The organism is Streptomyces sp. YIM S03343, from assembly GCF_054729195.1.
Map to the genome: position 1 here is coordinate 6,436,734 of NZ_JBPUKX010000001.1, position 21,286 is coordinate 6,458,019.

19 protein-coding genes and 3 pseudogenes are annotated in these 21,286 nt (G+C 69.1%); 10 read left to right on the forward strand and 12 right to left on the reverse strand.

Features of this window, described 5'->3' with window-relative positions:
• Positions 1 to 20 precede the first annotated feature (20 nt).
• Positions 21 to 860, forward strand: a complete 840-nt coding sequence (locus ACSYGN_RS28325; protein ID WP_460400463.1) for a helix-turn-helix domain-containing protein — start codon at positions 21 to 23, stop codon at positions 858 to 860.
• A 21-nt stretch (positions 861 to 881) separates the two neighbouring features.
• Positions 882 to 2,516, forward strand: a complete 1,635-nt coding sequence (locus tag ACSYGN_RS28330) for a site-specific integrase (protein WP_460400465.1) — start codon at positions 882 to 884, stop codon at positions 2,514 to 2,516.
• 724 nt (positions 2,517 to 3,240) lie between these two features.
• On the opposite strand, the gene ACSYGN_RS28335 is transcribed toward ACSYGN_RS28330, so the two are convergent.
• From ACSYGN_RS28335 to ACSYGN_RS28345, 3 genes are all read right to left on the reverse strand, one after another.
• Entirely contained in the window at positions 3,241 to 3,492 is a 252-nt protein-coding gene (locus ACSYGN_RS28335; protein ID WP_460400467.1) for a hypothetical protein, read from the reverse strand.
• A 91-nt stretch (positions 3,493 to 3,583) separates the two neighbouring features.
• A complete protein-coding gene (locus ACSYGN_RS28340) occupies positions 3,584 to 5,263 on the reverse strand; it encodes a hypothetical protein (RefSeq protein ID WP_460400469.1) in 1,680 nt (559 codons plus the stop codon).
• Between the two features lie 312 nt (positions 5,264 to 5,575).
• Complete coding sequence (locus tag ACSYGN_RS28345; protein WP_460400471.1) at positions 5,576 to 6,187, reverse strand: LamG domain-containing protein; 612 nt, start codon at positions 6,185 to 6,187, stop codon at positions 5,576 to 5,578.
• On the opposite strand from ACSYGN_RS28345, the gene ACSYGN_RS28350 reads away from it, so the two are divergent.
• The gene (locus ACSYGN_RS28350; protein ID WP_460400473.1) at positions 6,177 to 6,812 is read left to right on the forward strand and encodes a hypothetical protein; all 636 of its coding nucleotides are present in this window, start codon (positions 6,177 to 6,179) and stop codon (positions 6,810 to 6,812) included. The two genes, ACSYGN_RS28345 and ACSYGN_RS28350, sit on opposite strands and share 11 nt — an antisense overlap.
• 21 nt (positions 6,813 to 6,833) lie before the next feature.
• Here the strand turns inward: ACSYGN_RS28350 and ACSYGN_RS28355 are convergent.
• Positions 6,834 to 7,499, reverse strand: a pseudogene (locus ACSYGN_RS28355) (site-specific integrase); the annotation flags it as partial.
• 15 nt (positions 7,500 to 7,514) lie between these two features.
• On the opposite strand from ACSYGN_RS28355, the pseudogene ACSYGN_RS28360 reads away from it, so the two are divergent.
• The 3 genes and pseudogenes from ACSYGN_RS28360 to ACSYGN_RS28370 form a co-directional block, all read left to right on the forward strand.
• Positions 7,515 to 7,880 (forward strand): annotated as a pseudogene (locus ACSYGN_RS28360) (RHS repeat-associated core domain-containing protein); the annotation flags it as partial.
• A 257-nt stretch (positions 7,881 to 8,137) separates the two neighbouring features.
• Positions 8,138 to 8,701, forward strand: a complete 564-nt coding sequence (locus ACSYGN_RS28365) for a hypothetical protein (RefSeq protein ID WP_460403965.1) — start codon at positions 8,138 to 8,140, stop codon at positions 8,699 to 8,701.
• Positions 8,702 to 8,766: 65 nt separating this feature from the next.
• The gene (locus ACSYGN_RS28370) at positions 8,767 to 9,489 is read left to right on the forward strand and encodes a hypothetical protein (RefSeq protein WP_460400475.1); all 723 of its coding nucleotides are present in this window, start codon (positions 8,767 to 8,769) and stop codon (positions 9,487 to 9,489) included.
• Between the two features lie 258 nt (positions 9,490 to 9,747).
• On the opposite strand, the gene ACSYGN_RS28375 is transcribed toward ACSYGN_RS28370, so the two are convergent.
• Positions 9,748 to 10,434: a response regulator gene (locus ACSYGN_RS28375; RefSeq protein ID WP_460400477.1), complete on the reverse strand. Its 687-nt coding sequence runs from the start codon at positions 10,432 to 10,434 to the stop codon at positions 9,748 to 9,750.
• The gene (locus ACSYGN_RS28380; protein ID WP_460400479.1) at positions 10,431 to 11,717 is read right to left on the reverse strand and encodes a sensor histidine kinase; all 1,287 of its coding nucleotides are present in this window, start codon (positions 11,715 to 11,717) and stop codon (positions 10,431 to 10,433) included. The genes ACSYGN_RS28375 and ACSYGN_RS28380 overlap by 4 nt, the downstream gene beginning before the upstream one ends.
• A gap of 132 nt (positions 11,718 to 11,849) precedes the next feature.
• Here ACSYGN_RS28380 and ACSYGN_RS28385 point away from each other — a divergent pair, with 132 nt between their 5' ends.
• The 4 genes from ACSYGN_RS28385 (at position 11,850) to ACSYGN_RS28400 (ending at position 15,315) form a co-directional block, all read left to right on the forward strand.
• On the forward strand, positions 11,850 to 12,416 hold the full coding sequence (locus tag ACSYGN_RS28385; RefSeq protein ID WP_460400481.1) for a class I SAM-dependent methyltransferase: 567 nt from the start codon (positions 11,850 to 11,852) through the stop codon (positions 12,414 to 12,416).
• 235 nt (positions 12,417 to 12,651) lie between these two features.
• Positions 12,652 to 13,845 (forward strand): AfsR/SARP family transcriptional regulator, encoded by a 1,194-nt coding sequence (locus ACSYGN_RS28390; protein ID WP_460400483.1) that lies wholly within the window; start codon positions 12,652 to 12,654, stop codon positions 13,843 to 13,845.
• A 232-nt stretch (positions 13,846 to 14,077) separates the two neighbouring features.
• Positions 14,078 to 14,512 (forward strand): hypothetical protein, encoded by a 435-nt coding sequence (locus ACSYGN_RS28395; protein ID WP_460400485.1) that lies wholly within the window; start codon positions 14,078 to 14,080, stop codon positions 14,510 to 14,512.
• Positions 14,509 to 15,315 (forward strand): helix-hairpin-helix domain-containing protein, encoded by an 807-nt coding sequence (locus tag ACSYGN_RS28400; protein ID WP_460400487.1) that lies wholly within the window; start codon positions 14,509 to 14,511, stop codon positions 15,313 to 15,315. The genes ACSYGN_RS28395 and ACSYGN_RS28400 overlap by 4 nt, the downstream gene beginning before the upstream one ends.
• 24 nt (positions 15,316 to 15,339) lie before the next feature.
• On the opposite strand, the gene ACSYGN_RS28405 is transcribed toward ACSYGN_RS28400, so the two are convergent.
• The 6 genes and pseudogenes from ACSYGN_RS28405 to ACSYGN_RS28430 form a co-directional block, all read right to left on the reverse strand.
• Complete coding sequence (locus ACSYGN_RS28405; RefSeq protein ID WP_460400489.1) at positions 15,340 to 15,666, reverse strand: hypothetical protein; 327 nt, start codon at positions 15,664 to 15,666, stop codon at positions 15,340 to 15,342.
• Positions 15,667 to 15,878: 212 nt separating this feature from the next.
• Positions 15,879 to 16,170 (reverse strand): annotated as a pseudogene (locus ACSYGN_RS28410) (IS1380 family transposase); the annotation flags it as partial.
• A 55-nt stretch (positions 16,171 to 16,225) separates the two neighbouring features.
• Positions 16,226 to 17,242, reverse strand: coding sequence for an ABC transporter ATP-binding protein (locus ACSYGN_RS28415; RefSeq protein WP_460400491.1), 1,017 nt, complete (start codon positions 17,240 to 17,242; stop codon positions 16,226 to 16,228).
• Positions 17,243 to 17,287: 45 nt separating this feature from the next.
• Positions 17,288 to 18,391, reverse strand: a complete 1,104-nt coding sequence (locus tag ACSYGN_RS28420; protein ID WP_460400493.1) for an ABC transporter ATP-binding protein — start codon at positions 18,389 to 18,391, stop codon at positions 17,288 to 17,290.
• Complete coding sequence (locus ACSYGN_RS28425; protein ID WP_460400495.1) at positions 18,388 to 19,398, reverse strand: ABC transporter permease; 1,011 nt, start codon at positions 19,396 to 19,398, stop codon at positions 18,388 to 18,390. Before ACSYGN_RS28425 ends, ACSYGN_RS28420 begins: the two co-directional genes overlap by 4 nt.
• Positions 19,399 to 19,508: 110 nt before the next feature.
• Positions 19,509 to 21,272: an ABC transporter substrate-binding protein gene (locus ACSYGN_RS28430; protein ID WP_460400497.1), complete on the reverse strand. Its 1,764-nt coding sequence runs from the start codon at positions 21,270 to 21,272 to the stop codon at positions 19,509 to 19,511.
• Positions 21,273 to 21,286: the final 14 nt, after the last annotated feature.

Below are 21,286 nucleotides of genomic sequence, written 5' to 3' on the forward strand. Positions count from 1 at the left end.
GACCGTGAGATCGTGCCGTCATGACACAACGCCCGACCGAGTCCCCGTGGTCCGAACGGCTGGCCCTGTCCGTCGCCCAGGAGGTGCGCCGACACCGGCAGCGCCTAGGGATGAGTGCGCAGCAGCTCTCGGACAGGTGCGCCGAACTGGGGATGCCGATTCAGCGCTCGGTCCTGGCCAACATGGAGAGCGGCCGGCGATCCACGGTCATGGTGGCCGAGGTGCTCGTCCTTGCTGCCGCGCTGGACGTCGCGCCGGCGCAGTTGGTCTTCCCTGTCGGGTACGAGGAGGCTTGTGAGGCACTGCCGGAACGCTCCCTTGAGCCAATCGACGCCCTCGACTGGTTCGCGGGAAACGCACCCGCCCGCGGGCTACCGCGCTCCACGGGAGCGAAGCCCGTTTGGGTCCTCCGTCAATATCGAGACCTCCTCACCGAAATTCGATTCCACATTTCAGCCCTGGCGCAGACGCGGGAGCGAATCACCTCGCTCGGAGATGAAGCCCAGGAAAGGCAGAAGTCGAAATCGGCGGTCGAGGAGAAGCTACGCAACGTCGAGGCTGGCGACGCTACCGTGGACCCGTCATGGGTCGAGATCGGGAAGTCCTTCCTCAGCGACCTGCAACGGTCTGAGCGCGAGCTGGAGATGTCCCTTGAGCGCGAGCGGGAGTTCGTAGAGCGACACGAACAGACGCTCATGCGGCAGGGGAAGGAGATCGCTGCGGTAAGGCGGCGCATCACCGAGGAAGGGTGGGCAATGCCGTCTTTGCCGAAAGACGTCGAGCCATACGTATTGCCGTGGAATGATGTAGAGCCTTGGGCCGTTCTCTGGCCCGAAAATCGCAACTCGGCTCATAAATAAGAAACGTCATAGGAGGACCCCATGCGGCGTGCCGGCGGCATAACTAAGCGCTGCGAGTGTCGAGGTCCGGACGGTAAGCGGATCGGCACGTCGTGCCCGCAACTGGCGAAGCGCAACCACGGCGCCTATCAGCTGCGGCAGGAACTCCCCGCCGCAGCGGACGGCACGCGTCGGACCTTCCGGCGCACCGGGTACGCGCAGGTCAAAGACACCCAGGGCGACATGGACAAGCTCCGCGCGCTCCTGGACCTCGTGGACGGCGACGAGGACGCCAGCCGCCGGGTCGGGGACCTCCTCATGGCCGTGATGCGGGACCGGGAGCCGATCCCTAGCACCGAGGACGTGAAACGGCGCCTGGCCGGCGGCGTGCCCATGGACGTCTCCATGACGGTCGGGGACTGGCTGGACACGTGGGTGGAGTCGAAGAAGACGAAGCGGACCACCACATCCGGCTACCGGTCGCACATCCGCGTGCACCTGAAACCGGGCGTCGGCCACTACCGGCTGGACCGCTTCAACGTGGCCCAGTGCCAAGCGTTCTTCGACGGGATCACCGAGCAGAACGAGGTGATCGCCGCGGAGAACGCCGCGCGCCGGGAGCAGGAGGCGCGGTGCAAGTGGGGGAAGAACTCCCGGCCGCCGGCGGCGGAGTCAGCGCGCCTGGCGAAGGAGCGTGAGAAGTTGGCGGCGATGCCGCCGTACCGGCTCATCACGGGGCCGGCGACGAAGCAGCGCATCCGGGCGACGCTCCGGACGGCGCTCAACGCCGCGATCCGCCGGCAGTACATCACGTTCAACCCGGCGGCCTGGGTGGAGCTGGAGTCCGGGAAGCGCCCGAAGGCCCTGCTGTGGCTGGACCGGCACGTGGAGCACTGGCTCAAGACGGGCGAGAAGCCGAGCGCCGTCATGGTCTGGACGCCGACGCAGATCGGCCAGTTCCTCGACGAGGCGGAGGAGTCCCGGCTCTATGCGTTCTTCCACCTGATCGCCTTCCGGGGCCTGCGCCGCGGTGAGGGCGTGGGCCAGGACGAGCGGAACGTAGACCTGGACGCCGGCGCCATCACGATCGCTAAGGAGATCGTGGTGGACAACTGGGAGGTGTTCGAGGACGACCCGAAGACGGACGGCTCGGCGGCGACGATCGCCCTGGACTCCCTCAACGTGGCCGTCCTGCGGGAGTACCGCCGGCGGAAGGCCGCCGAGCGGGAGGCCTGGAACGCGAAGGCGGCGAAGGACCGGGAGGAGGGGACGGACACCCGGGACTGGGAGGAGAACGGGAAGGAGTTCGTGGATGTGGACGGCTCCTGGCTCCACCCGGAGAAGGTGTCCGACGAGTTCCGCCGGATCTGCAAGCGGGCTGGCCTCCCGCCGATCAACCTCCGGGACCTCCGGCACTGCGCGGCCACCCTCATCCACGGCGGCGGCGGTGACCTCCACGCGGTGAAGGAGACGCTGCGTCACTCCTCCATCCAGCTCGCCGGCGACACGTACACGTCGCTGCTGACTCAGGTTGACCAGGAGATCGCGGAGCGCGCGGCCGGGCTCGTGCCGCGGGCGCGGAGGCCGCTGGACCCGCCTGTGGAGGAGCCGCTGGCCGCGCCCGTCGAGGGGGCCCAGGACGGTCCGGAGGGCTCGCCCGCGGGCCCGGGCGAGTAGGGTCGTGGGTGTCGCCGGAGGGCGGTATCCGTGCAGGTCGTGGGGGGTCTCTGCTCGCCCCGTGCTCGCCCGAACTTCCCGTAATGAGGTGTCACGGGGCGGCACGAGCCGACACGGAGGCGGAGGTGGGTTCCTCGGGATGGGCCCGTGACCAGCACTTACCGGCACTGGCTGTCACGGGGCGACACGGGGCGACATGAGGGGGAGGTCCCCGACAGGGGACTCATAATCCGTCGGCCGTGGGTTCGAGTCCCACCCGCCCCACCACCCGCTACGCGGGCAGAACCGTCTCTACCTGCAGAGCAGGCGCCGTAACGACGGCGTCGACTGACCTGCGGAGTGCCCATGATCGTCAGCTCGGCCGATGCTCGGCCGAAAGTGGCGGCCGCTGTTCGTCAGTGCGGCGCGATTGGTTTCCCGACCCCTGCGGGATGGCTCGCTGTGGGTGCATGCAGCGCACGGGCCTCAACCTTGAAGACCGGGCGTGGGACTTGCATGAGGAACCTCCCCCCGGGGCTGTCCCGCTCCGGGGGGGAGGGAGTGCCAGCCACCTCGATGACGGGATGGCCAACGCACAGTGCGGCAGGACGTAGAGATCGATACGTTGATCCCGCATGCGGCGGCGCGGTTTGACTGCTGGCGCCGCCTTGAGGCCCTGGCGCGACGCGGGGCCCGTCCAAGGGTAAGCCGGGACGGGCCCTGGGCGGAGTGCCGAGCGTGGTGCTCAGTCGAGCTGGACGGCCTTGGGAACGTCGCCGGTGGCCGCGGCGTCGGCGGCGGGCAGGGCGGTGGGGTACACGCGGATGTTGCTGATCGCCGCGTTGGCGTATTCGCCGTAGGTGCCGGAGGAGAGTTTGCGGCCGATCTGGACGGGGCCGGTGGCGTTCCAGGGGGTGTAGGTCCAGTCCCTGATGGCGGTGAGTTTTCCGTTGATCTTCGGTGCTCCGGTGTTTCGCGGGGATGGGCGACTGATCATCTGGGGTCGGTGGCCGGGGCGTCCTCCGGCCACTGGGGCCATGCGTCGAACCGCCAACTCTGAGCCGGTCTGCCGGATCGGTGGCCGGAAGTCACCGGACGTCGACGTAGTCGGTGACCCTGGCGCTTCTGAGGTAGTGGTCTCCGGTCTCGCGGCTGAGGGCGAGGGCCCAGGTGCCGTCCTGTTTGGCGGTTACCGTGCCGATGAGGTGGCCGTGTTTGTCGGTTTCCAGTTCGCAGACGTAGTGGTAGGTGCTGGAGCCGCGGGGCTTGAAGTAGAGGGTGGGTGAGCCGCCGTAGAGCGGCTTCCAGGTGGTGCCCTTCTTGTACTGGAGTGTGCCGCCGAAGCTGATCGGCTGTGACTTGCGGACCGGGTCGGGGGAAGCGTGGAAGCCGGTGATGCGGGTGGCATAGCGGTAGAGGTGGACGGGCTTGGTGGTGCTGGTGCCCAGGTCGGGGTTTCCGTTGAAGCGGGCGCGCCAGTAGGCGTCGGTGTTCGGCGTGGTGAGGGTGCGGGCGAAGTCCTCTGGGAACTGCGGCTTGTTGTAGCGGATCGTGAGGGGGATCGTGGTGGCGCTCTTCCAGCCGCTCTTGCCGTCCTTGGAGTACTGCAGGGTGACGGTGGGCTTGGCGGGCCATTGGGCGCGCGCGTCCTCGTAGTAGACGGAGCCGGCGGCCGTCAGGGACGCGTCGTCGTTGATGGACGCGCTCATCTCGATGTGGGTGGTGTAAGCGACGTGGAGGCTGAAGGGTTCGGTGGCGATCTGTTGGAAGGGCATGTAGTCAGTGCCCGCCATGAGTTCGGCGGTCGGTGCGGCGTTGTACGAGGAGACGGGCAGTGTGTAGGCGCCCTTGCTGTCGGTGGTGGTCTGGCCGACTGGGAAGTCGGGAAGACCGTTGGAGCCGAGGTGGGAGAGGGTGATCGTGGTGTGCGGCAGCGGTTGCCAGCCGGAGGTGGTCTGGATCTCCGCGCGGCCGGTGACCGTGCCGGTGGCACCCTGCTTCAGGTTCAGGGCGTGCGTGCTGGCCGAGAAACGGACCGGGGCCTGTGTGGTGTGCAGGTACTGCGGGGACGTCAGCAGGTCGACAGCCCCCGGATAGCTGCTGGAGGCCTGCGGCGCGGCGGACAGTTGGACTGACGGCTCGGTGGGAACGAAGGCGGCGGTGAAGCGGCCGTCGGCGCCGGCGGTAGCGGTCATCTGGCTGTGCCCGGCGTTGACGGCGACGGTCATGCCGTCGGTGGGAATGGAGACGTCCGAGTGGCGGGGGTCCGTGGCGAGCACGGTGCCGCTGACGGAGACCTGCTGGTGCAGGTAGTCCGGCACGCGCGGGGTGGCGGTCAGGTCGGGGATCGTGACGATGGTGCGGTACTGCAGGTTGTACGGCGAGAGGGCGCCGGTGACGGTGGCGCCGGAGGCGTCCTGCAGGTCGACGGTCACCCGGTAGTCGCCGAGATCCGCCAGGTGGACAGGCGCCCGCCAGGTGCCTGACGTCGCGTCCTGTCCGGAGTACTGGGTGAAGTCCTCGGTCGATCCGGCTTCCGGGTCCCCGGCCGGCGCGTCCAGCGGGTGGAAGTGGGCCGTGATCCGGGTGATCGGGCTGTCGGAGTGCGCGGTCACGAAGACCATCCCCGGCTGGCTGTACCAGCCGTCCGCGCCGGACAGGACGGGGCCCCCGGCGGCGTTGTCGGCCTGGGCCGGGGAGAGGCCCGTGAACAGAGTGGCGGACAGCGCGGTTGCTGTGGCCGTTGCCAAGAAGGTGCTGCGTCTCATGATGGTTCCCCCAGGGATTCGGTCGGATGCGCGTGAGAGTGCGAAGAAGAAGCGGAGGGGATGCTTCCAGGTCGAGGATCGGCGGGGTTCACCGCTCGTTCGCGGGTACGCCGGTCAAGCGATCGAGAACTGTAGCAATGTGCTCCGACAGGCTCATGCCTGGAGGCGGGCGGATTGGTGACTGACGGCTCCTTGATAGCAGAAGCTGCCTAATGTTCATGATCTTGGTTCTGATGACTGGGAGCCGTCGTTTCACGAGAGCGGGCGCTCGACCGGGGCCTCCCGGCCGAGCGCCCTGAACGCATTCAGTGATCAGTCGAGTTGGCTGACGGTGGGGTTGTCGCCCCTCGCGGCTGCGTCTGCGGGGGGCAGGGCGGTGTTGTAGATGTGGATGTCGCTGATCTTGCCGTTGGCGTATTCGCCGTAGCTGCCTTGGTAGAGGCGGCGGCCGATCTGGACAGGGCCGGCGGCGTTCCAGGAGGTGCCGCCGAAGGTCTTGGTGCCGTACTGGCGGCCGTTGACGTAGAGGGTGAGCTGGTTGGTGGAGGCGTCGTAGACGCCGACCAGGTGCGTCCATTGGCCGGTGGTCGGGGTGCCGCCGTAGGCGGCCGTGAAGGACGTACCGGTGGTGTCGTCGTTGTGGCGGCTGAAGGCCCAGGCATGCTTGGCGGAGGAGTAGTACAGCTGCAGTCCGTTGGCGCTGCCCGCGGTGTCGGACTGGGAGACGAAAGACGAGTTGGCGGTGAGGGAGGTGAGATTGACCCAGGCCGAGACGGTGACGCTCTTGGAGCTGTCGACGGCCGGTCCGGTGGTGGCGGCGTATCCGGTGCTGCCGGTGAGGCTGAGGACCTTGCCCCGGCTGGTGTCGGTGGCCCAGGAGTAGGCGCCGTTCAGGGTGCCGTCGAGGGTGCCGATGCTGGACAACGCCACCATCTCCTTCGGCTCGCACTCCGGGCAGCTGGTGCCGGACGGCGTCGACTCCAGCGTCCCGGGTGAGATCAAGCAGTGGCGGCTGCAAGGCGATGACGGCACCCTGGTCCAGGAGTTGTCCGGGGCCGCCAACGGTCTGCACGACGGCGTCTACTTCCGGGTCCTGACCACCGACGGCACGGCCGCATATTTCGGCGCCGACCACTCCCCGACCGGTCCCGGCACCTCCGGCGGGATGCAGTCCGGCACTCCTGGCGACTCCTCGACGGACGCCGCCTGGGGCGTGCCGGTGCTGCACCCGGAGTCGGGTGACCCGTGCTACGACTCGGCCAAGGGCAAGGCGTCGCAGTGCGACAGGCACGAGGGCTGGCGCTGGAACCTTGACTTCGTCGTCTCACCGAGCGGGTTCGTGCAGCGCTACGACTACACGACCGAGACGAACTACTACGACCTCGGCGGGGGCCAGGCGGCCTCCGGCGACTACGGCACCCTGACCTCCTACGTCCGCGGCGGCAAGCTCGACTCCGTCTCCTACGGCTACACGCTCGGCGACGAGCAGGCCGGACGCACTCCCGCCGGCCCCGGAAAATTGCTTCAGCGGGGCCTCTGGGGTGTCTGACGGCAGTAGTTGACGGCAACGTCAGCGGACGGGTGCTGCACAAAGCGGCAGATCGTCGCTGTCGTCGGGCTTGGCGGCGGTCTCGGAGAGGTTGCCGAGGGCGTGTCCGAGGGTGTCGATGGCCTGGCGTTGGAGGCGGAGTCGGACGTGGGCGTAGACCGTCTTGGTCACGCCGATGTGGGCGTGGCCGAGGAGCTCCTTGATGACGACGAGCTCGACGCCCTGCTCCAGGAGCAGGGTCGCCGTCGAGTGGCGGAGGTCGTGAAACCGGATCGGCCGCAGGCGGGCTTCGCGGAGCAGGGCGTTGAAGTGCCGGGTGAGGGTGGCGGGTTCGATCGGGTGCCCGTCCGGCCGCGTGAAGACGTGTCCGCTGCCCTGCCACTCCGAGCCCGTCTCCTCCTTCTCCTGTGCTTGCTGCTCGCGGTGTGTGCGAAGCGAGGTGACGCAGGAGGCCGGCAGGGCGATGCGCCGCTCGGAGCTGATGGTTTTGGTCGGCAGGGTGGTCAGGCCTCGGCTGGTGGTGCGCTGGAGGGTGCGGCGGATGCTGGCGGTGCCGCTGCCGAGGTCTTCCCAGCGCAGGCCGAGGAGTTCTCCCTTGCGCAGTCCGGTGCGTAGGGCGAGTTCGAAAAGCGCGGCGAGTTGCTGCCTTCGGGCGGTGGCGAGGAATTGTCGGGCTTCGTCGGTGGTCCGCTCCACCAATACGGCAACACGACCGGCCACCGGCTGAGCATCCTGCTCACCGACCAGCTCGGCACCTCCACCACCGCGGTGGACGAGACGAGCGGGCAGACGGTGACCCGCTGCTTCGTCAAGCCCTTCGGCGAGACCCGCGGCTCCCAGCCCTTCAGCTGGCCCGACAGGCGCTCCTACCTGCGCACCGGAATCGACGACACGGCCACCGGCCTGATCCACCTCGGCGCCCGCGAGTACGACCAGTCCACCGGCCGCTTCCTGTCCGCCGACCCGGTCATCGACCCGTCCGACCCGCTGCAGATCAACGGCTACTCCTACGCGGACAACAACCCGGTCGCCAAAAGCGACCCGGACGGTCTGCTGCCCATAGAGTGCTGGGAGGGCACGGAGAAGTGCAAAGGCGGGCGGATCATTACGGCCAAGCCGCATGTGGAGGTCGACTCGGACCGTGCTCTCACCAAGGGCACGGTCAAGGGTCGCGATGTCATCTACGACGAGCGGGGCGTCCCGCACACCCTGGGTGTGAGGACCAACAACCACTCGGAGCAGGTGGCGTTCGACTACATGAACGAGGACCTGCGGAACGCCGGCAAGTATTCCGACGTTCCCACAACGGCAGCGGCTCCCAGTACTTGTGGCAGGACGAGAGTAACGGTGTCATCAAACAGAAGGCGTTGTGGCACGGCGCCAACGGGGACCATGTGGCAGTCGGCACCACCTGTGACTTCATCAAGGTCACCTGGAAGAACGGGAAGATCGTCAAGGTCGACTCCTGGGACGCCAACGAGAGCAACAACAAGCAGTTCGCCCCGGACCAGACGGCCAAGACTGTGGCGCGGAAGATGGATGCCCAGGCCAAGGGCCAGACGCAGAACGTCGTCTACGTTGCCCAGAGCCAGGCCGAGGCCGAGGCGATCCGGGACAGGTTCGTCGGCAACAAGCACGTCCGCGTGATCTGGCCGGACGGCTCCTTCGACACGCATCGCGTGCAGCCGCTGGTCCGCAAGACCGGCGGAGGGACCATTCGGATCACCCCCGGCGAAGTCACCGAAAAGGCTCCCAGCATGCCCGATGCGCCGTCGGAGCCCAGGCCGGGCGGCGAAGGCAGAGTGGGTAAGATCATGGGCGGTCTCGGCGTCATCGGTGATCTGTACATGATCTGGGGACGCGACGCGCTCGTGGCAGCGGGGCTGTGACGGCTGGCTCGTTTCCTGTGACCCGCCGCCGATGGCATGAGCGTGAAGAGACCGAGGAAAGAGCTATGGCGAAAGAGCGAGTGACGGTGTGCCTTCCCCCGTGCGACCCGGGGGACGTCGTCCAGGCCGTCAGCGCGGCGATGGCGCCGTACGACTACAACCGTGATGCCGGTGTCGGCGATCCGGATGTCGAGACCTGGTGGGACTACTGGCAGATCGGCGCCGGGGGCTGCGAGTTCCTGGTCGTCCCGGGGCACGAGGACGACCCGCGCCTCATCCGGGGTGCCGAAACCCTGTCCGGAGAGCCTCGCAACGTGCCGCCGACACTGTGCGACGGCGGACCGCGAGCACTGCTGGATCTCGAAACGCCACGCGCTCGGGCGGCTGCTCGGGCGCGGCGGGCCTTCGAAGCGTGGCAGGACTTCTCCGCCGCTTACCCGCCGACCCGGCCGCCGAGCCACTTCTGGGCCAGACACTTCGCCGACCCCGAGAACTACCCGCAGGCACAGGTCCTGGAGGACTACCGCACCCAGCCGGCCGTCGTGGCGCTCAGGAACAATCCCGGGCTCCGGGAGCTGATCGGCGGCGACCCGGCCGCCCGCCTGACCGGCGACCTCGAAGCGTACGCACGGGAAACCGCCGACGCCGTCCTGCCCTCGAACGCCCTGCTGACCCTGGACGGACGCTGGCTGGACGTCGCGAACGCTGAGCGGCGCCGCTACTTCAACGACTACCTGGACGCACTTCCGGCCGACGCGTACGCCGTCCGCGTGGCGTACCACGGCTGAGGTGCGCTTCCGCGAGGATGCCTCTGCAGGGAGTGTCTCTTTAAGCTGCCCCCACCGGCGGCACGATCGGCGGGCCGGTGTCGGCGAGCACGTCCAGGAGGACCTGGCAGCGTTCCCTGTACGGGAACCGACGGTCGAGGTGCTCGGCCATCGGTCGGTGGTGAGGGGCACAGAACCAGGCAGGAATGTGCGCTGCTTTGCCTGCGTACTGGTGGAAACACGGCGATGCGGGCAGCCTGGCGCTGTGCCTGTCGCTGTTCAGTCCCCGGCCCGTATCAGCCCGCTCTCGTAGGCGAAGATCACTGCGTGGATACGGTCGCGGAGGCCGAGTTTGGTCAGGATGCGGCCGAGGTGGGTCTTGACGGTCGTCTCCCCGACGAAGAGGCGCTCGGCGATCTCGCCGTTGGCCAGCCCCCGGGCGACCAGGGCGAGGACTTCCCGTTCCCGCTCGGTGAGCGCGGCCAGGCGGCTGCGCTGGGCGGGCACGGACGTGGGGGATTGCAGGACGAAGCGTTCGACCAGGCGCCGGGTGAGTGAGGGCGCCACCATGACCTCGCCCCGCAGCACCGCCCGGACGGTCACCAGGATCTCCTCGGCGGGGGCGTCCTTGACGAGGAAGCCGTTCGCGCCGGCACGCAGGGCCGCGTAGGCGTACTCGTCGAGGTCGAAGGTGGTGACGACGAGGATCCGGGGCCCATGGGGCTGCGCGCAGAGGTGTTCGGTCGCGGCGAGCCCGTCCAGGCCGGGCATGCGTACGTCCATCAGGACGAGGTCCGGCTCCAGGGCGGCCACACCCGCGATCGCCGCGTCGCCGTCGGCGGCCTCGCCCACCACGGTGAGGTCGGGCTGGCTGTCGATGACCATGCGCAGTCCCATCCGGATCAGTTCCTGGTCGTCGCAGATCAGCACCCGCGACGATGACGGGGTGGGGGTCGGGCCGGTCATGGGGTCGCCGTGGTGGGCTCGGGCTCGGTGGGGCGCAGGGAGGCGGTGACCCGGTAGCCCCCGTCGGGTGTGGGTCCGGCGTCGACGCTCCCGCCGTACAGGGCGGTGCGTTCGCGCATGCCGGTGAGTCCGTGACCGCAGGCGAGCAGTCGGGCGGGGTGCTCCGGGAGGGCTCCGGTTCCGGTTCCGGTTCCGGCTCCGGCTCCGGCGGAGTTCTCCACCCGGACGCGGACCAGCCGCCCGGGCCCCTCGGTACCGGTGTCGACCCGTACATGGATTGCGGCGTCCGGCGGCGCGTGCTTGACGACGTTGGTGAGCGCCTCCTGCACGATGCGGTACGTCTGCACGGTGAGATCCGCCGGAAGACCGCCCGGCTCTCCGCGTAGGTCCAGCCGGGCGCGCGTGCCGTTGGTGTTGAGGCGCCCGACCAGCCGCCGCAGACCGGCCGAGAGGGACTCACCGACCCCACCGTCGCCGGGTCCGGGGTCGCCGGATGAGGCGTCCGCGTCGGGGGTGCGCAGCACCTCCAGCAGTCGGCGCAGTTCGTCCAGGGCGTCGCGGCCGGTCGCGCTGATGACGCCGAGGGTGCGGTCGACGACCGTGGGGTCGATGTGCCGCATCAGCCTGCCGCCCTCGGCGTTCAGCACCATCACGCTCACGCTGTGTGCGAGGAGGTCGTGGATCTCGCGGGCGATGCGAGCCCGCTCCTCGGCGACGGCGAACCGGGCCAGCGCGAGGCGCTCCGACTCGGCGAGCGCGGCCCGCCGCTCGAACTCAGCGATATAGGCGCGCCTGGCACGGACGTACTCGCCGAACACCCAGGCCCCGGCCAGCAGGAGCCCCACCGCGAGCGGGGTGAGCCAGGCACCGCGGGCACCCGGGCCCCCGTAGTCCCGCTGCCAGGCGGGAATCCACAGCAGTACACAGCCGGCGGCACAGATCACCGTTGCCGTGGCGGCCCGGCGCAGGCCGCGTACCGTGAGGGTGGCCAGGACCGCGGCCAGGGCGACGGCGCCGCGTCCCGGTTCCTGTCCCCACACCTGTCCGAGGTACTGGGCCCAGAACGCGGCCGTCACCAGGGCCGCGACCAGCACCGGCCGGCGGCGCCGCCACAGTAGGGGCAGCACCAGGGCGGCGTACACGACCGCCTGTACCCAGACCGGCCGCCAGCCCGGCTGCGGGCGGATCACCGGGGGCACGGCAACCAGCACGACCAGCAGGACGTCCGTCAGCCACGGATGTCCGCGCCGCAGGCGGGGCAGGGTCTCGATCAGCCGATGCACCGCCTCACGCTACGGCCGGGGCCCGCTCCCCGGCATCGTCCTGGCGGGCGTCACGGGGTCCTCCCGCAGTCGTACGGACACCGGCCGGGGATACGACGTGCGGCCACCCGGGGCGCTTCCAGCATGGCCGCCATGTCGATCACCACCGAGTTCCTCAGGCGGCCCCTCATGACCGGTGCCGTGGCGGCCAGTTCACGACGGCTGGCGTACGCGATGACCGAGGGCATCGGCCTGGAGCAGGCCCGGACCGTTGCTGAGCTCGGCCCGGGGACCGGGGTGTTCACCGACGCGATCCTCGCCCGGCTCGCCTCCGACGCACGGCTCGTCGCCGTCGAGCTGAACCCGGTGCTCGCCGCCCGGCTGTCGGACACCCGGCGCGACACACGGCTGACCGTGGTGCAGGGTTCGGCGGCCGAACTGGCCGTCGTGGTCGGCGAACCGGTCGACGCGGTGGTCTCCGGGCTGCCGTGGACGGTCATGCCGCAGAACCAGCGCGGGCACATCCTGGATGCCGTGACCGAAGTACTCACGCCCGGCGGCCGGTTCACCACCTTCGCCTACCTGCACGCGGCCTGGACCCCGCCCGCCCGTCACTTCACCGGCGAACTGGCCTGCCGTTTCGACCGGTTGGAACGCTCGAAGACGGTGTGGGCGAACCTACCGCCTGCTTTCGTGCACCGGGCCACCCAGAGGCCCTGACCGCGAGCAGACCCGCATGGAGAGGGAGCATATCGGTCGGCCGTGGGTTCGAGTCCCATCGGCCCTTCGTCGATGGGCTCGCTCGGCATGCTGGGGAAGGCCGTCCGGCCGCGGTGCGGAATTTCGGTCCCGACGGCCTGCGGGCGCCGCCGGTCGTCGGGACCGAAATGCGGATTGACACACACAAACCACCGTCCTTGAGTGGACGCCAGGCAGAACCGCAGGGGGAGACGTCATGCCTGGTCACAGCAGCTCATCCGCGCCGCAGCCGCCGCTGCAGCCACCACTGCCCGGAGTCCCGAACAACCGGCTCTGCAGTGAGTTGCTGGAGGCGAGCGACGCCGCCGCCGATACCGGCGACCTGGCGACCGCCGCCGCCCACGCCCGTACCGCGGCGATGCTGGCCGCCTCCGCAGGGTTGGCGTCCCACCTGCGGGCCGCCCAACTGCGCCAGGGACGCCTGGCCCTGCTGGCCGGGGACCGTGAGGCCGCCGCCGACTGGTTCCGGCAGGCCGGGGCGCCGGATGCGGACCGGACCCCGCCGCACACATCGGACGACGCGGCCCACGCAGACCCCGGCCCCCGGCTGTGGGGGCGGCTGCGCCACGCCTGGCGTGCCCCGGAACCGCAGCGGTCTCCCGACCCGGCCGGGTCTGCCGCGCACTGTGCGCCGCAGCTGGCGATCACCCTGCTCGGCTCGCTCAACGTCAGCGTCGACGGCGTCCCCGCCGAGGGCTGGAACGGCCACCGCACCCGCTCACTGCTCGCCTTCCTGGCCACCCACCGCGACCCCTGGCCGCACCGGGAGGCCCTGATGGACGCCTTCTGGCCGGACTCCGCCCCCGAGGCCGCCCGCAACAGCCTCGGTGTCGCACTGCACCAACTGCGCCAGACCCTGCGCACCGCCACCGGTGACCCCGTGGTCGTCTTCAGCTGCGGCACATACCGGCTCTGCCCGGGCCTCGGCCTGTGGCTGGACTGCGACGAGTTCGAGCTGTGGCTGCGCACCGCCCGGGACGCGGAGGACCGCGGCGACAACACCGTCGCGGTGACGGACTACGAGCAGGCGCTCGCCCTCTACCGGGGCGAGTTCCTCGCCGAATCCCCGTACGAGGAGTGGAGCGCCCTCTACCGGGAGCGGCTGCGCCTGGCCCACCTCGACGCCCTCGCCCGGCTCAGCGAACTGCACTTCACCACCGGACGTTACGTCCCCTGCGCCGACCTCTGCCGCCGACTGGTCGAGCTGGACCCGTGCCGGGAGAGCGCCCACCGCCGCCTGATGCGCTGCCTGAGCCGGATCGGCCAACCCCACCTGGCCATTCTCCAGTTCCGCTCCTGCGTCAAGGCTCTGGAGGCCGAGCTCGGCATATCGCCACAGCGCGAGACGGCGGCACTGTACGACCGGCTCCGCGCCGACCTTCCGGTGTGAGCGTGGCTCGACGCGTCGCTCAACGCGTGGCTCGACGCGTGGCACAACGCGTGGCACAACGCGTGGCACAACGCGTGGCTCGACGCGTGGCTTAACGCGTGGCTTAACGCGCCGGGCCGCGCGATTAAGCGGTGCTCGGCGAGGCCGTTAAGCGGCGTCCGGCATAACCGGTGCCATGGCCGGTGGCACTCGGCCACCGAGCCGACCGCTCACGTCTCAGGGGGAGACCAGCATGCCCGGACAGCCCACACTCGGCAGCAACGTCGCATTCGGGATCGGCGCCACAGCCATCCACGTGACGGACAACGACGGCATCCCGTCCCAGCTCGTGCTCGACGCCGACAAGCAGATCAAGATCAACCTGGTCTTCGAGATCGACGGCCTTGTGATCCCGTCGATGAACGGCGCGAAGTACAAGGTGACCTACGCCTTCGCCCCGCTGGCCAACACCCCGGCGTTCACGACAACGCTCGAACGCAGCCTGAAGACATCCCTGCCGCACCCCACGAAGGTCTACCAGGGCGCGGACACCGAGGTGAAGATCCCGGCCGGCACCGTCAAGCCCGGGCTCTACCAGCTGTCGGCGTTCGTCCAGTTCCCCGACAACCCCGGCATCGCCGCGTTCACCACGCTTCCGGTGATCGAGGTCATCAAAGAGCTGCCGTGACCGAAGAGCTGACCCGCATCGACGGCGTCGGCGCGTCCACGGCGCGCAGACTGGCCGCGGCCGGAATACGCACCTGCGCCGAACTGTCCGCCGCATCCACGGACGAGGTGCTGGCCGCCGTGCACGACCTGCACGGCATGTCCGTGAGCCGGGCCGAGCGATGGCGCAAGGACGCGGCGGAACTCGCAGCGGCGGAACCCGGGCCGGAGTCGGAGCCGGAGTCGGCCGACGAGGAGGAGTACGAGAGCTTCGTCCTGAGGGTCCGGCTCGACCGGGGCCGGGTCCGTGCGACGGAGATCCGCAAAGTACGCACCGGGGAGACCCGGCACTGGCCCGAGTGGGACGCCCAGGCGCTGCTGGCCTGTGTCCTGGGCCGGCCGGACCCGCCGGGGGGCGACGCACAGCCCGAGCCGGAGGCAGCCGACCAGCCCGAAGCCCGCCCCGTGCCGCCGCCGACCGTCGTCCTGGCCGCGCCCCGGCTGTCGGTCGGGGACGGCGGCACCGTACGGGCGTGGGCGCCGTTCGCCATGGACGTCACGCTCGAACTGCCGCCGTCCGGCGGCCCGGAGCAGCGTTTCGCGTACTACGCGGCCGTCACCGAGACCCTGACCGACACCGGACGGCGGATGCTGGCCGACGGCAGGGGCGTGGTGGTCGCCGGACGCCCCGTCATCCGGCTGCCGTTGCCTGGTCTGCCGCCCGGCACCCACAGCCTGGGCATCGCGGTCAGCCTGCGTGAACCCGGCGGGCTCCACCCGAGCGCGCTGGCGGCCACCCTGGACGGGCTCGTGCTCAGCCTGTGACGGTGACGGGCACCGGACCACGCCTCACGCGGCGGAGCCCGAGTCCGGGCCCGCCGCGTCGTCCCAGGCGATGCCGATCTCCCGCAGCCAGCGGCTGTCCTCCGGTCCCGGCCCGGAAGACACGGCCGTCGGCTGCGGGAGGGCCGGCGTGGCGGGCACTTCGGTTCGTACGATCGACAGGCCGCCCTTCCCTCCCGCATGGACGACGGTCTCGTCGCCGCGCTCCAGCACCACCAACTCGTACCGGGGCGGCCACTGCATGAGTATCCGTCGCCGGCAACTTGGGCAGAACCATTCCTCGGCGCCCGATGCCGACGTGTTGACCAACTGCATCTCATGGGTCGTGCTCATGGCATCTCTCCCTACCGGCGCGGAACAGGGGAGTCGGATCGGGGACCGGATCGGCCGCGGGGTGGAGCGGCCGTACGCCCGTAACCGGTTCATGCCCATTGCATACTGATCGCCAATCAGCTTTCCGCGAACCGCTGAGGCCCGGGCAGACACGCCCGAGCCTCAGCGGCGTCCCGCGACCGGCGGTCTCGGCCGGTCGCTTGCTCAGCAGCGAGCGCGGCATCGAGGACGGTGATGTGGTCGGCGGAGGTGTCGGCCGCGGCATTGCCGGGCCGCAGCAACCGGCCAGGGCCTCGCCCGTGTTGTCCAGGAAGCACAGCAGCGGGTGGTAGCCGAAGCCGTGTTTGCAGTCGGCGCCGCGTGCTCCTTCCCGGAGGGGCGCAGGTGACGAGCGTGGCGTCGATGTCCAGGACCAGGCCGCGCAGTTCGCGCCCGGCCGCTGCGCGGCGGGGATCCACCCCGGCTCTCGCCCGCCTGCAGCCAGGCGGTCTCGCGGGCGGTGGCACACTTTCGCGTTCCCGCTCATGGTCCGGACACGGCCGCAAGTGAAACGCGCTGGCTAGTCTGCTTCGCCAGACGTGTTCTCCGGGAAGTGGCAGGCCACCAGGTGTCCCCGCTTGAGCTCTCTCAGCGGTGGTTCCTGCATCCTGCAGATGTCCTGCGCTTTCCAGCAGCGGGTGTGGAAGCGGCACGCGGGCGGTGGGTTCGCGGGCGAGGGCACGTCGCCCTTGAGGAGGATCCGTTCGCGTTTGGTGCGGCGCTCCGGGTTCGGGACGGGGACCGCGGACATCAGTGCCACCGTGTAGGGGTGCATGGGTCCGCGGTACAGCGACTCCTTGCCGCCGATCTCCACCACCTTTCCCAGGTACATCACCGCCACCCGGGTGGAGACGTGCCGGATGACCGACAGGTCGTGCGCGATGATCACGTAGGTGAGGCCCAGCTCCGCCTGGAGATCGTCCAGCAGGTTGACCACCTGGGCCTGGATGGAGACGTCCAGCGCCGACACCGGCTCGTCCGCCACGATCATCCTCGGCCGCAGCGCCAGCGCCCTGGCCACACCGATGCGTTGCCGCTGGCCGCCGGAGAACTCGTGCGGGTAGCGGTTGTAGTGCTCGGGGCTGAGCCCGCACAGTTCCAGCAGGTCCTGGACGGCGCGCTTCACTCCCTGCTCGGTCTCCACCTTCTGCAGCCGGAAGGGGGCGCCCACGATCGTGCCGACGGTGTGCCGGGGGTTGAGGGAGGAGTACGGGTCCTGAAAGATCATCTGGATGTCTTTGCGCAGGGGCCGCATCGCGCCCGGCGACAGGTGCGTGATGTCGTGCCCCTCGAACTCGATCTTCCCTGCGGTGGGCTCGAGGAGCCGGATGATCAGCCGCCCGGTCGTGGTCTTGCCGCAGCCGGACTCGCCGACCACGCCCAGCGTCTCTCCGGGCAGCACGCTGAAGTCGATGCCGTCCACCGCCCGCACCGCGCCGACCTGACGGCGCAGCAGGCCCTGGGTGATGGGGAAGTGCTTCACCAGTCCCTGGACGTTCAGCAGGGGCTCGTGATCGGTGGTCTGCGTGGGTCCCATGAGTCCTCCACCTCCTTCGTCCTGCCTTTCAGCCTTCGTCCGGCCTCACAGCCGGGGCGCCACTTCCTCGGCGAAGATCCGGCGCCGTTCCTTGGGCAGCAGATGGCAGGCCACGAGATGGCCGGTGCCTGACGCGTCGGTCAGCTCGGGGACCTCCGTGCGGGACTTGTCACCATTGCGGTCGGCAAAGGGGCAGCGCGGGTGGAACGCGCATCCGCGCGGCAGTCTGATCAGGCTCGGCGGGTTCCCGGCGATCGGGATCAGCCGCGTCTGCATTTCGCGGTCCATGCGCGGCATGGAGCCCAGCAGGCCCCAGGTGTACGGATGCTCGGGCGCCGTGAACAGTTGCCTGGTCTCGCCCTTCTCCACGCACTTGCCGGCGTACATCACCAGGATGTCGTCGGCCAACTCGGCCACCACCCCCAGGTCGTGAGTGATGATGATCACAGCGGAACCGAATTCCTGCTGGAGCTCGCGGATGAGGTCCAGGATCTGCGCCTGGACGGTGACGTCCAGTGCGGTCGTCGGCTCGTCCGCGATCAGTAGCGAGGGGTCGTTGACCAGAGCCATGGCGATCATGGCGCGTTGGCGCATACCGCCGGAGAACTGGTGCGGATAGTCGTCGACGCGGGTGGCGGGCTGCGGGATGCCCACCCGTTCGAGCATCTCCACCGCCCGTAGGCGGGCCTCCTTGCGGCTCACTTTCCGGTGGTGCACCCGGTAGGCCTCGGTGATCTGGGCGCCGATTGTGTAGAAGGGGTGCATCGCGGTCATCGGGTCCTGGAAGATCATCGCCATCTTGCGGCCCCGCAGGTGCTGCACGCGTTCGGGAGGGGCGGAGTTGAGTTCTTCGTCGTCCAGCCAGATCTCGCCGGAGATCTTGGCCTTGAGCGTGCGGTGCAGGCCCATGATGCCCAGCGAGGTCACCGATTTGCCGGACCCGGACTCGCCGACGATCCCCAGGGTCCGGCCGCGCTCGAGCTCGAAGGAGATGCCGTCCACGGCCCTGACCAGGCCGTCGTCGGTGTCGAAGTGGATGCGCAAGTCGCGTACTTGGAGAAAGCCGGTACCGGGCGGCGCGCCACGGCCCGCCTCCACACCGCCGATGGACGCCCCCATCGGCGGCTGTTCGAGAGGTTTGCGGCTCATGAGTACCTCACCCTGGGGTCGACGGCGACGTAGAGCACGTCCACCACAAGGTTGGCCACGACGATGAAGAAGGCGCCCAGCGTGGTCACGGCCATGATTTTCGGCAGGTCGTTGTCGGTGATCGCCTGCACCGCGTACTGCCCGACTCCGGGCAGCGAGAAGGCGGTCTCGGTCAGTACGGCGCCGCCGAGCAGCAGACCGATGTCCAGGCCGAAGATCGTGAGGATCGGGGTGAGGGCGGAGCGCAGACCGTGCTTGACGACCACTGTCCGTTCGCTGAGGCCCTTGGCCCGTGCGGTGCGGATGTAGTCCTCGCTCATCGTCTCCAACATGCCTGCCCGGGTGAGCCGGGCGTACAGGGCCGAGTACAAGAAGGAGAGGGTGATCCAGGGCAGTACCAGATTCTTCGCCCACATCAGCGGGTCCGAGGTGAAGGGCACGTACTGCAGGTTCGGGAAGATCGACCACTTGTAGCTGAACAGTGCGAGCGAAACCAGCGCGGTGAAGAAGATCGGCAGCGAGACGCCGGCCAGCGCGATGCCCATGGAGAGCCGGTCGAAGATCGAACCGCGCTTGAGCGCCGACAGCACGCCGATCGACACACCGCTGATCAGCCAGATGACCGCCGCCCCCACGGCAAGTGACAGCGTCACGGGGATGCGTTGGGTGATCTGCGGCCAGACCGGCAGGTGGCTCTTGAACGAGTAACCGAAGCACGGTACCTGGCAGTAGGAGGCGTCCGGCCCGAAATGGAACGTGCGGCCGGCGAAGATCCCGTGCACGAACTGCCAGTACTGCGTATACAGCGGCTGGTCGAAACCCAGGTTCTTCTTGACGGCGGCCAGCGCTTCAGGACTGGGGTCGCGGCCGACGTACTGAGCCGCCAGCTGAGTGCTGCTCTCGCCGGCCAGGCGCGGCACCAGGAAGAAGATCGCGAAGGTAATGGCCGTCACGACGAACAGCAGGATCACCGCCGCCGCCACGCGCCGGATGATGTACGCACCCACGGTCGGGCGGCGGGGCCCCTGCCGGCCGGACCTCGGCCCGGTCGGCGGGCGCCTCGCCCTTCACCTCCTCAATTCCTCCGTTCCGGTACGGTCCGCGCGTCCGCCGAGGGCTACTGGTGGCCGACGTTCAGGTAGTCGTACATGCCGTATGCCTCGGTGACGAACACGTTGGTCGCGTGGTCCGGGCGGTACAGCGGGTCCTTGCGGTAGAGCAGAGGCACCAGAGACGCCTGCTCCATCGCGGCCTTGTCGATGTCACCCCACGCCTTGGTGCGGGCCGCGGCGTCGGTGTTGCTGATGGCCGCGTCGAGCATCCGGTTGATGGCGGGATCGTTCAGCTCGGACAGGTTGGAGTTGCCGGAGGCCTTGATGGCCCTGCCGTCGATGATCTGCTGGAGGAAGCCGTAACCGGTCGGCCAGTCGGCGGCCCACGCCGTCATCATCAGACCGAGACCGTGCGAGTGGACGAAGGCCGGCGCGCCGGCGTTGTCGGTGAAGTACTTCCCCGACGGGTACTGCTGGATGCCGACGTTGATCCCGACCTTCTTCAGCGACGCCTGGACCGCCTGGGCGATCGCGATCTCGTTGGGCCGGTCGGACCGGGCGGAGAGGTTGGTGGAGAAGCCGCCCGGGTGGCCGCACCGCTTGAGCTCGTCCTTGGCCGCGGCGAGGCCCTGCGGCGAGTTCGCTCCCTTGTCACCGGGGGTCTTGTACAGGTCGTACTTGACGTGGCCGGAGACCGTGGGCGGCAGGATCGTCGTGGCGATGTCACCGTGGATGTCGCCGCCGGTCGCGGTCTGCGCGGAGACCTTGTCGACCGCGTACTCCACCGCCTTGCGGCAGTGCACATTGTCGAACGGCTTCACGGCCGTGGAGATCGCCACATAGGCGAGTGCGCCGCTCTGTGCGTCGTCGATGTGTCCCTTCTGGGTCGGGTTGCTCAAGGCGGCGGCCTGGCTCTGCGCCGCGATGCCGGCGCCCGCGACGTCCAGCGTGGCGTTGCCGGCGATCAGGTTCTGGTCGACCGTGGTCTGGGCGATGTTGAACTGGACGGTGATCTTGTCCGGGAGCTGCTTGCGGATCGGGTCGGAGGACGCGCTCCAGTTCGGGTTCCTCACCAGCGTTGCGCCCTTGCCGTCCGTATAGCTCTGGAACATGTACGAGCCGGACGAGATCACGTGCTTCACGTAGTCCGAGCCGGTGTCCTTGGCCTGGGGGACAGGCGCGGTCTGCGGATTGCTGACCAGGTAGTCGAAGTCTGCGAACGGCTGGCTGAGATGGAAGACGATGGTGGTGGCGTCAGGCGTCTCGATCGACTTCAGGCCGCCGGTCTTGTCCTTGTACGGCCCCTGGTACTTGGGGGTGTTGTCCACCAGATGCGCGTTGAAGTACGTGGGCCCGTTGGACATCACATCGGGCGCGTAGTTGCTGCGCTCGATGGCGTACTTGACGTCCTTGGTCGTGATCGGTGTGCCGTCGGAGAACTTCAGTCCCGGACGGATGTGGTAAGTCCAGGTCTTGCCGTTGTCACTGGGCTTGCCGAGCCCCTGCGCGAGGTCCGGTACGAGCTTCAGGCCGGCACCTTTGGGTGCGGGCTGGAAGGTGGTCAGCGCCCGCGCGTAGACCCGGGAGAAGTTCCACATGAAGGCGTAGTAGGTGTTGCCGGGGTCCATCGAGTCCGGTGTGCTCGAGAGCTGGTACACCACTGTCCCGCCCTTGTGGTCGGAGGGATTGACCACGCCGGTGATGCCCGCGTTGTAGGCGGGGGCTTTCCCCGCCGTTCCGCTGCCGCCACCGCCACCGCCGCACCCTGATACGACCAGCGCGGCGACTGCGGCCCCCGCAAGAACGTATGTGGTCTTTGATCTCCTCATGACGAGCTCCCCTC